Origin of the sequence: Streptomyces sp. NPDC058459 (assembly GCF_042721685.1) — a bacterium.
GTDB lineage: Bacteria > Actinomycetota > Actinomycetes > Streptomycetales > Streptomycetaceae > Streptomyces.
Map to the genome: position 1 here is coordinate 24,576 of NZ_JBHXLV010000058.1, position 8,475 is coordinate 33,050.

Here is an 8,475-nt window from a genome sequence, read left to right on the forward strand (position 1 = left end):
TGGACTAGACCAACTGAGGGTGCGGCGGTATACAAGGAGCTCACGGAGCGTTCGGGCGTACCCGGCCGCGCGCGGCCGTGCCACGATGTGGACCGCGACCGATGGCGATGTCGGTCGCCAGCGGCATCCGGAGCCGGGAAGGCAGCCATGAGCACCGACGTCAGCAGGGCGGAGAACGAGGCCGGCGCGACCGTCCGTACGGCGCGCGTGCCCAAGTACTACCGCCTGAAGAAGCACCTCCAGGAGATGACGGAGACGCTTCCGCCGGGTACGCCGGTGCCGCCCGAGCGCACCCTGGCCGCGGAGTTCGACACCTCCCGCACCACGGTCCGCCAGGCGCTCCAGGAGCTGGTGGTCGAGGGACGACTGGAACGCATCCAGGGCAAGGGCACCTTCGTCGCCAAGCCCAAGGTCGCCCAGACGCTCCAGCTCACCTCCTACACCGAGGACATGCGCGCCCAGGGTCTGGAACCCACGTCTCAGCTGCTGGACATCGGCTACATCACGGCCGACGACCGCCTGGCCGGGCTGCTGGACATAAGCGCCGGGGGCCGGGTGCTGCGCATCGAGCGGCTGCGCATGGCCAACGGCGAGCCGATGGCCATAGAGACCACCCATCTCTCCGCCAAGCACTTCCCCGCGCTGCGCCGTTCGCTGGTGAAGTACACCTCGCTGTACACCGCGCTCGCCGAGGTCTACGACGTCCACCTGGCCGAGGCCGAGGAGACCATCGAGACCTCGCTCGCCACCCCGCGCGAAGCGAGCCTGCTCGGCACCGACGTGGGCCTGCCGATGCTGCTGCTGTCCCGGCATTCCGTGGACCGCGAGGGCCGGCCGGTGGAGTGGGTGCGCTCGGTCTACCGGGGCGACCGCTACAAGTTCGTGGCGCGGCTGCGGCGCCCACAGGACTGACCGGTTCCGCTTCCCCCTCCTCCTTCGGCGCTCACCAGCTCCCCTCGCCGTACTGACACCCGGACGAGGGCTTCCGCTCCGCCCGAGCCGTCACCTAGATTGCGTGCGCGTCACACAGTGATCCACGAGGGGACGGAGCTGCGGCATGCCCGAAGAATCCGAAGTGAGACCACCGGTGGTGACACCGGTCCGTGTGGTCATCGGCCTGTGCCTCGTGGCGCCGTTCGTGGCGATGCTGTGGGTGGGTTCGTTCTCCAGGGTGGACCCGACGTTCATCGGCATCCCGTTCTTCTACTGGTACCAGATGCTGTGGGTGCTGGTCTCCACCTCGCTCACCGTGACCGCGTACCAGCTGTGGCAGCGTGACCAGCGCTCCCGCAAGGCGCGGAGCGGGGGTGTGGCGAGGTGAAGGACGGCGTCAACGGCGTGGCGCTCGGCGTCTTCGTCTTCTTCTTCCTGGCCGTCACGGTCCTCGGCTTCCTGGCCTCGCGCTGGCGCAAGGCGGACAACGAGCACTCGCTGGACGAATGGGGCCTGGGCGGCCGTTCATTCGGCACCTGGATCACCTGGTTCCTGCTCGGCGGCGACCTGTACACCGCGTACACGTTCGTCGCGGTGCCCGCGGCGATCTACGCGGCCGGCGCGGCCGGGTTCTTCGCGGTGCCGTACACGATCCTGGTGTACCCGCTGATCTTCACGTTCCTGCCCCGGCTGTGGTCGGTCTCGCATCGGCACGGCTACGTCACCACCTCCGACTTCGTGCGCGGCCGGTTCGGCTCCAAGGGGCTTTCGCTGGCGGTGGCGGTCACCGGCATCCTGGCGACCATGCCCTACATCGCGCTCCAACTGGTCGGCATCCAGGCGGTGCTGGACGTGATGGGCGTGGGCGGCGGTGAGGACACCAACTGGTTCGTGAAGGACCTGCCGCTGCTGATCGCCTTCGGTGTGCTGGCGGCCTACACCTACTCCTCGGGGCTGCGGGCCCCCGCGATGATCGCGTTCGTGAAGGACACGCTCATCTACATCGTGATCACGGTGGCGATCATCTACATCCCGGTCAAGCTGGGCGGCTTCGACGAGATCTTCGCCAAGGCGGGCGAGAAGTACACCGCCGCCGGCGCGGGCGGTCTCGTCCCGGCACCGGCGGGCCAGTGGACGTACGCCACGCTGGCCCTCGGCTCGGCGCTGGCGCTGTTCATGTACCCGCACTCCATCACCGCGACCCTCTCCTCCAGGAGCCGCGACGTGATCCGGCGCAACACCACGATCCTGCCGCTGTACTCCCTGATGCTCGGCCTGCTGGCGCTGCTGGGCTTCATGGCTGTCGCGGCCGGGGTGAAGGTCAAGAACGGCCAGCTGGCGATCCCTCAGTTGTTCGAGAACATGTTCCCGGACTGGTTCGCGGGCGTGGCCTTCGCGGCGATCGGCATCGGCGCCCTGGTCCCGGCGGCGATCATGTCGATCGCGGCGGCGAACCTGTTCACCCGCAACATCTACAAGGACTTCATCAAGCCCGACGCGACGCCCGAGCAGGAGACCAAGGTCTCCAAGCTGGTCTCGCTGCTGGTGAAGGTGGGCGCGCTGGTCTTCGTCCTCACCATGGACAAGACGGTGGCGATCAACTTCCAGCTGCTGGGCGGCATCTGGATTCTCCAGACCTTCCCGGCCCTGGTCGGCGGCCTGTTCACCCGCTGGTTCCACCGCTGGGCGCTGCTGGCGGGCTGGGCGGCCGGCATGCTCTACGGCACGGTCGCCGCCTACGGGGTCGCCTCGCCGACCCAGAAGCACTTCGGCGGCTCGGCCGAGGAGATCCCCGGTATCGGTGAGATCGGCTACCTCGGCCTGACCGCGTTCGTGCTGAACGTGCTGGTCACCGTCGTCCTCACCTTCGTCCTGAGGGCCGTGAAGGCCCCCGACGGCATCGACGAGACCAGGCCCGAGGACTACACGGCCGACGCGGGCGACCCCGGCGTCGAGGTCGAACTGCCCCCGGCGACGGCGGGCAGCGCCCACTAGGGATCTGCGCCCTCCCGACGACGGGCCGCCGTGATACGCGAGCGACGGCGGCCCGTCGTCGTACACACTCACGCCCATGGACCTCCACATCAGAGCCGCCGAGCCGGCCGAGTACACCGCCCTGGGCGAGATCACCGCGCGGGCCTACCTCCAGGACGGACTGCTGGACTTCGGCGCGAGCGACGCGTATCTGGGCGAGCTGCGGGACGTGGCCCGGCGGGCGGCCGCCGCGCAGATCCTGGTGGCCGAGCGCGGGGGCGTCCTGCTGGGCGGGGTGACCTTCGTCCCGGCCGGCGGGCCCATGGCCGACATCGCCGGTCCCGGCGAGGCCGAGATCCGCATGCTGGCGGTCGCGCACGCCGGCCGGGGCCAGGGAGCCGGGGAGGCACTCGTCCGCGCCTGCGTGGAGCGCGCGCGGGCCGTCGAGGGCTGCCGGAGCCTCGTCCTGTCCACCCAGCCGATGATGCGGACCGCCCACCGCATCTACGAACGCCTCGGTTTCCACCGCACCCCGGACCGCGACTGGAACCCCCTGCCGGACCTCCTGGACCTCGCCCTGCTCACCTACGAGTTGACCCTCTGAAGCCGCCGCAACACGCAACAGACACAACATCTGGGGGTGACGCGACAGCCCGGCACTAGATGTATGCTCATGCTCGCTGTCGTCGCAGGGGAATCCGGTGCGAATCCGGAACTGTCCCGCAACGGTGTACTCGCGTGCTTCGTGCATGCCAGCGTCAGTCCGAGGACCTGTCGGCAGCGGCGCCCGGCCGTCCGGTCCGGGTGCTCGAAGACGTCCGGGCCTCGTGGAGTGGGCCGGTGGACGAGACGCCGTGTGCGCTCGTGCCCCCGTATACCCTCCGCCAGGTCCCCGTGCCCAGCGAGGGAGAGTCCCACGTGACCATCGCGCCTGCCGACCCGGCTTCAGCCACCCCGGCGACCGGGGCCCCAGTGCGGAACGACGGCCCCGGCGCCGCGCTGCTGCGGACCCTGACCGAGCTGACCGCCGACCTCCCCGACGCGGACCCCGGCCGGGTCGCGGCCGCCGCGCTGCGCGGCCGGTCGGCGCGCGCCGACGAGGCGGAGCTGCGCGAGCTGGCCACCGAGGCCGCCGCCGGCCTGATCTCGGAGGACCCCGCGTACTCCCGGCTGGCCGCCCGGCTGCTCACGCTCTCCATCCGCGCCGAGGCCGCCTCGCAGGGCGTGACGTGCTTCACCGAGTCGGTGACCGTGGGCCACCGCGAGGGCCTGGTCGCCGACCGCACCGCTGACTTCGTGACACTGCACGCCGCCCGTCTCGACGCCCTGATCGACACCGGCGCCGACGACCGGTTCGGCTACTTCGGCCTGCGCACCCTGCACAGCCGCTACCTGCTGCGCCACCCCCTCACCCGCAAGGTGATCGAGACCCCCCAGCACTTCCTGCTGCGCGTGGCTAGCGGCCTGGCGGAGAACGACAGCGCCCCAGCCGTGGACGAGGTGGCCGCGCTGTACGGCCTGATGAGCCGCCTGGACTACCTGCCCTCCTCCCCCACCCTGTTCAACTCCGGTACGCGGCACCCCCAGATGTCGTCCTGCTACCTGCTGGACTCCCCGCTGGACGAGCTGGACTCGATCTACGACCGCTATCACCAGGTGGCCCGCCTCTCCAAGCACGCCGGCGGCATCGGCCTGTCCTACTCCCGTATCCGCAGCCGGGGTTCGCTGATCCGGGGCACCAACGGGCACTCCAACGGCATCGTCCCGTTCCTGAAGACGCTGGACGCCTCGGTGGCCGCGGTGAACCAGGGCGGCCGGCGCAAGGGCGCGGCCGCGGTGTACCTGGAGACCTGGCACTCCGACATCGAGGAGTTCCTGGAGCTGCGCGACAACACCGGTGAGGACGCGCGCCGTACGCACAACCTGAACCTCGCGCACTGGATTCCGGACGAGTTCATGCGCCGGGTCAACGCCGACGAGCCCTGGTCGCTGTTCTCCCCGGCCGACGTGCCCGAGCTGGTCGACCTGTGGGGCACGGAGTTCGAGGCGGCCTACCGCAAGGCCGAGCAGGCGGGCCTGGCGAAGAAGTCCATGCCGGCCCGCGAGCTGTACGGCCGCATGATGCGCACTCTCGCCCAGACCGGCAACGGCTGGATGACCTTCAAGGACGCCGCCAACCGCACCGCCAACCAGACGGCGCTGCCGGGCAACGTGGTCCACTCCTCCAACCTGTGCACGGAGATCCTCGAGGTCACCGACGACGGGGAGACCGCGGTCTGCAACCTCGGCTCGGTGAACCTGGGTGCCTTCGTGGCCGACGGCGACATCGACTGGGAGCGGCTGGACGAGACCGTCCGCACCGCCGTGACCTTCCTCGACCGGGTCGTGGACATCAACTTCTACCCGACCGAGCAGGCGGGCCGCTCCAACGCCAAGTGGCGCCCGGTGGGCCTCGGCGCGATGGGCCTGCAGGACGTCTTCTTCAAGCTGCGCATCCCGTTCGACTCCCCCGAGGCGAAGGCGCTGTCCACGCGGATCGCCGAGCGCATCATGCTGGCCGCCTACGAGGCATCCGCCGACCTCGCCGAGCGCCCCCAAGCGCCTACGACAGGCTCCGGTGCAGGGGGGACCCCCGTCGGCCCGCTGCCCGCCTGGGAGCAGACCCGTACCGCGCGGGGTGTGCTGCACCCCGACCACTACGGCGTCGAGCTGACCTGGCCGGAGCGCTGGGCCGCGCTGCGCGCCCGGATCGCCGAGGTCGGCATGCGCAACTCGCTGCTGCTGGCGATCGCGCCGACGGCCACCATCGCCTCCATCGCGGGTGTGTACGAGTGCATCGAGCCGCAGGTGTCCAACCTGTTCAAGCGCGAGACGCTGTCGGGCGAGTTCCTCCAGGTGAACGCGTACCTGGTGCAGGAGCTGAAGAACCTCGGCGTGTGGGACGCCCGCACCCGTGAGGAGCTGCGCGAGGCCAACGGCTCGGTGCAGGGCTTCGCCTGGATTCCCGAGGACGTGCGGAACCTGTACCGCACGGCGTGGGAGATCCCGCAGCGCGGTCTGATCGACATGGCCGCCGCCCGCACCCCGTTCCTCGACCAGGCGCAGTCGCTGAACCTGTTCCTGGAGACGCCGACCATCGGCAAGCTCTCCTCGATGTACTCCTACGCCTGGAAGTCGGGTCTGAAGACCACGTACTACCTGCGTTCGCGCCCGGCGACCAGGATCGCCCGTGCCGCCGGCCGCGCCCAGGAGACCAAGACCATCCCCGTGCAGCAGGCGGCCGACCCGGATGCCGTCGCCTGCTCTCTCGAAAACCCCGAGTCCTGCGAGGCCTGCCAGTAATGACCGAGAAGAACCTGCTCGACCCCGGCTTCGAGCTGACTCTGCGTCCCATGCGCTACCCGGACTTCTACGAGCGCTACCGGGACGCGATCAAGAACACCTGGACCGTCGAGGAGGTCGACCTCCACTCGGACGTCGCCGACCTGGCGAAGCTCACCCCCGAGGAGCAGCACCTGATCGGCCGCCTGGTGGCGTTCTTCGCCACGGGTGACTCGATCGTGGCGAACAATCTGGTGCTGACGCTGTACAAGCACATCAACTCCCCCGAGGCGCGGCTCTACCTGAGCCGGCAGCTCTTCGAGGAGGCCGTGCACGTCCAGTTCTATCTGACGCTGCTCGACACCTACCTGCCCGACCCGGAGGACCGCACGGCCGCGTTCGCGGCGGTGGAGAACATCCCCTCCATCCGGGAGAAGGCCGAGTTCTGCTTCAAGTGGATCGACTCGGTCGACAAGCTGGACCGGCTGGAGACCAAGGCGGACCGCCGCAAGTTCCTGCTGAACCTGATCTGCTTCGCGGCGTGCATCGAGGGCCTGTTCTTCTACGGCGCCTTCGCGTACGTCTACTGGTTCCGCAGCCGGGGTCTGCTGCACGGCCTGGCCACCGGCACCAACTGGGTGTTCCGGGACGAGACGATGCACATGTCGTTCGCCTTCGACGTGGTCGACACCGTCCGCAAGGAGGAGCCGGAGCTGTTCGACGGCCGGCTGGAGCGGGAGGTCACGGACATGATCCGGGAGGCCGTCGCGGCCGAGCTGCAGTTCGGCCGCGACCTGTGCGGTGAGGGCCTGCCCGGCATGAACACCGAGTCGATGCGGCAGTACCTGGAGTGCGTCGCCGACCAGCGCCTGGTGCGCCTGGGCTTCGCCCCGGTGTACGGCTCGGAGAACCCGTTCTCCTTCATGGAACTGCAGGGTGTTCAGGAGCTGACGAACTTCTTCGAGCGCCGTCCGTCGGCGTACCAGGTCGCGGTGGAGGGCACCGTGGACCTCGACGAAGATTTCTGAGCCTGCTGAGCCTCCTTTCCGCGGTCCTTCTGGGCCTGCCCGAGCTGTCGGTCGATGCGCAGGTCGCGCACGATGCCGATCACCGAGGGCAGGACCAGGAGGACCAGGATGCCGAGAGTGGCGACCATTCCGATGAGTCCTTGGAGCTGGTTTCCGTTCATGTCATCAGCCTCGCGCTGAACGCTCCTGGCCGACACTGGCAGGACTGCCGTGGGCCCTCGAATTCCTGCCAGCGCCGGGGCACACTGGCAGCATGCTGAAGAACGTGGTCGCGGTCCTGCTGGACGGGGTGCACCCCTTCGAGCTGGGGGTGGTGTGCGAGGTGTTCGGCATCGACCGCAGCGAGGACGGTCTCCCGGTGTACGACTTCGCCGTGGCCTCGGCGGAGGGACCGACCCTGCGCACCCACTGCGGCTTCACCATCTCCACCCTTCACGGTCTGGAGCGGCTGGAGGAGGCGGATCTGATCGCCGTCCCGGCCGGTGAGGGCTACGCGTCCCGTTCCTGTCCCCCCGAACTGCTGGACGCCCTGCGCCGGGCCGTGGCCCGCGGCGCGCGGGTGCTCAGCGTGTGCTCGGGGGTGTTCGTGCTGGCCGAAGCCGGGCTGCTGGACGGACGCCGGTGCGCGGCGCACTGGCACGACGCCGAGGAGCTGGGCCGGCGTCACCCGGGCGTCACGGTCGAGCCGGACGTGCTCTACGTCGACGCGGACCCGGTGATCACCTCCGCAGGCACGGCGGCCGGTATCGACGCCTGTCTGCACCTGGTCCGCAAGGAACAGGGCACGGAGGTCGCCAACAAGATCGCCCGCCGGATGGTGGTGCCCCCGCACCGGGACGGGGGCCAGGCCCAGTTCATCGAACGCCCGCTGCCCAAGGGCCCCTGCGACACCGTGGGCGAGGTGCTGGTGTGGATGGAGGAACACCTCGACCAGGAGGTCACCGTGGAGCAGCTGGCCGCCCGCGCCCATATGTCCCCGCGCACCTTCGCCCGCCGCTTCCAGCAGGAGACCGGCACCACCCCGTACCGCTGGATTCTGCGCCAACGGGTGCTGCTGGCACAGCGGTTGCTGGAGGGGACGGACGAGACGGTGGACTCGATCGCCTGTCGGGCCGGGTTCGGCAACGCGGCCGCGCTGCGCCACCAGTTCGTGCGGGCGCTCGGCACCACCCCGAACGCCTACCGGCGCGCGTTCCGGGGCCCGCGGGCCGCCTGAACG

The 8,475-nt window shown here is 69.7% G+C and carries 8 protein-coding genes and 1 riboswitch; of the genes, 7 read left to right on the plus strand and 1 reads right to left on the minus strand.

All coding sequences use genetic code 11. The features are described from left to right. The first annotated feature begins 147 nt into the window (after positions 1–147). The 6 genes from ACFWN1_RS13945 (at position 148) to ACFWN1_RS13970 (ending at position 7,256) form a co-directional block, all read left to right on the plus strand. A complete protein-coding gene (locus ACFWN1_RS13945; protein ID WP_384360984.1) occupies positions 148–912 on the plus strand; it encodes a GntR family transcriptional regulator in 765 nt (254 codons plus the stop codon). A 145-nt stretch (positions 913–1,057) separates the two neighbouring features. Beyond that, positions 1,058–1,321, plus strand: a complete 264-nt coding sequence (locus ACFWN1_RS13950) for a DUF3311 domain-containing protein (RefSeq protein WP_384360987.1) — start codon at positions 1,058–1,060, stop codon at positions 1,319–1,321. Then, the gene (mctP, locus tag ACFWN1_RS13955) at positions 1,318–2,928 is read left to right on the plus strand and encodes a monocarboxylate uptake permease MctP (protein WP_384360990.1); all 1,611 of its coding nucleotides are present in this window, start codon (positions 1,318–1,320) and stop codon (positions 2,926–2,928) included. The genes ACFWN1_RS13950 and mctP overlap by 4 nt, the downstream gene beginning before the upstream one ends. Before the next feature lie 76 nt (positions 2,929–3,004). Next, positions 3,005–3,511, plus strand: a complete 507-nt coding sequence (locus tag ACFWN1_RS13960) for a GNAT family N-acetyltransferase (RefSeq protein WP_384360993.1) — start codon at positions 3,005–3,007, stop codon at positions 3,509–3,511. 50 nt (positions 3,512–3,561) lie between these two features. Next, a riboswitch (cobalamin riboswitch) is annotated at positions 3,562–3,701 on the plus strand. Positions 3,702–3,825: 124 nt separating this feature from the next. Continuing rightward, complete coding sequence (locus ACFWN1_RS13965; protein ID WP_384360996.1) at positions 3,826–6,249, plus strand: ribonucleoside-diphosphate reductase subunit alpha; 2,424 nt, start codon at positions 3,826–3,828, stop codon at positions 6,247–6,249. Then, positions 6,249–7,256: a ribonucleotide-diphosphate reductase subunit beta gene (locus ACFWN1_RS13970; protein WP_384360999.1), complete on the plus strand. Its 1,008-nt coding sequence runs from the start codon at positions 6,249–6,251 to the stop codon at positions 7,254–7,256. Before ACFWN1_RS13965 ends, ACFWN1_RS13970 begins: the two co-directional genes overlap by 1 nt. Here ACFWN1_RS13970 and ACFWN1_RS13975 read toward each other — a convergent pair. Beyond that, positions 7,169–7,417 (minus strand): hypothetical protein, encoded by a 249-nt coding sequence (locus tag ACFWN1_RS13975; protein ID WP_384361002.1) that lies wholly within the window; start codon positions 7,415–7,417, stop codon positions 7,169–7,171. The two genes, ACFWN1_RS13970 and ACFWN1_RS13975, sit on opposite strands and share 88 nt — an antisense overlap. Positions 7,418–7,509: 92 nt before the next feature. Between ACFWN1_RS13975 and ACFWN1_RS13980 the strand changes: the two genes are divergently transcribed. Beyond that, on the plus strand, positions 7,510–8,472 hold the full coding sequence (locus ACFWN1_RS13980; protein WP_384361005.1) for a GlxA family transcriptional regulator: 963 nt from the start codon (positions 7,510–7,512) through the stop codon (positions 8,470–8,472). Positions 8,473–8,475 lie beyond the last annotated feature (3 nt).

Coding starts and splice junctions, on each gene's coding strand:
- ACFWN1_RS13945 (WP_384360984.1), top strand. CDS start 148: ATGAGCACCGACGTCAGCAGGGCGGAGAACGAGGCCGGCGCGACCGTC.
- ACFWN1_RS13950 (WP_384360987.1), top strand. CDS start 1,058: ATGCCCGAAGAATCCGAAGTGAGACCACCGGTGGTGACACCGGTCCGT.
- ACFWN1_RS13960 (WP_384360993.1), top strand. CDS start 3,005: ATGGACCTCCACATCAGAGCCGCCGAGCCGGCCGAGTACACCGCCCTG.
- ACFWN1_RS13970 (WP_384360999.1), top strand. CDS start 6,249: ATGACCGAGAAGAACCTGCTCGACCCCGGCTTCGAGCTGACTCTGCGT.
- ACFWN1_RS13975 (WP_384361002.1), bottom strand. CDS start 7,417: ATGAACGGAAACCAGCTCCAAGGACTCATCGGAATGGTCGCCACTCTC.
- ACFWN1_RS13980 (WP_384361005.1), top strand. CDS start 7,510: ATGCTGAAGAACGTGGTCGCGGTCCTGCTGGACGGGGTGCACCCCTTC.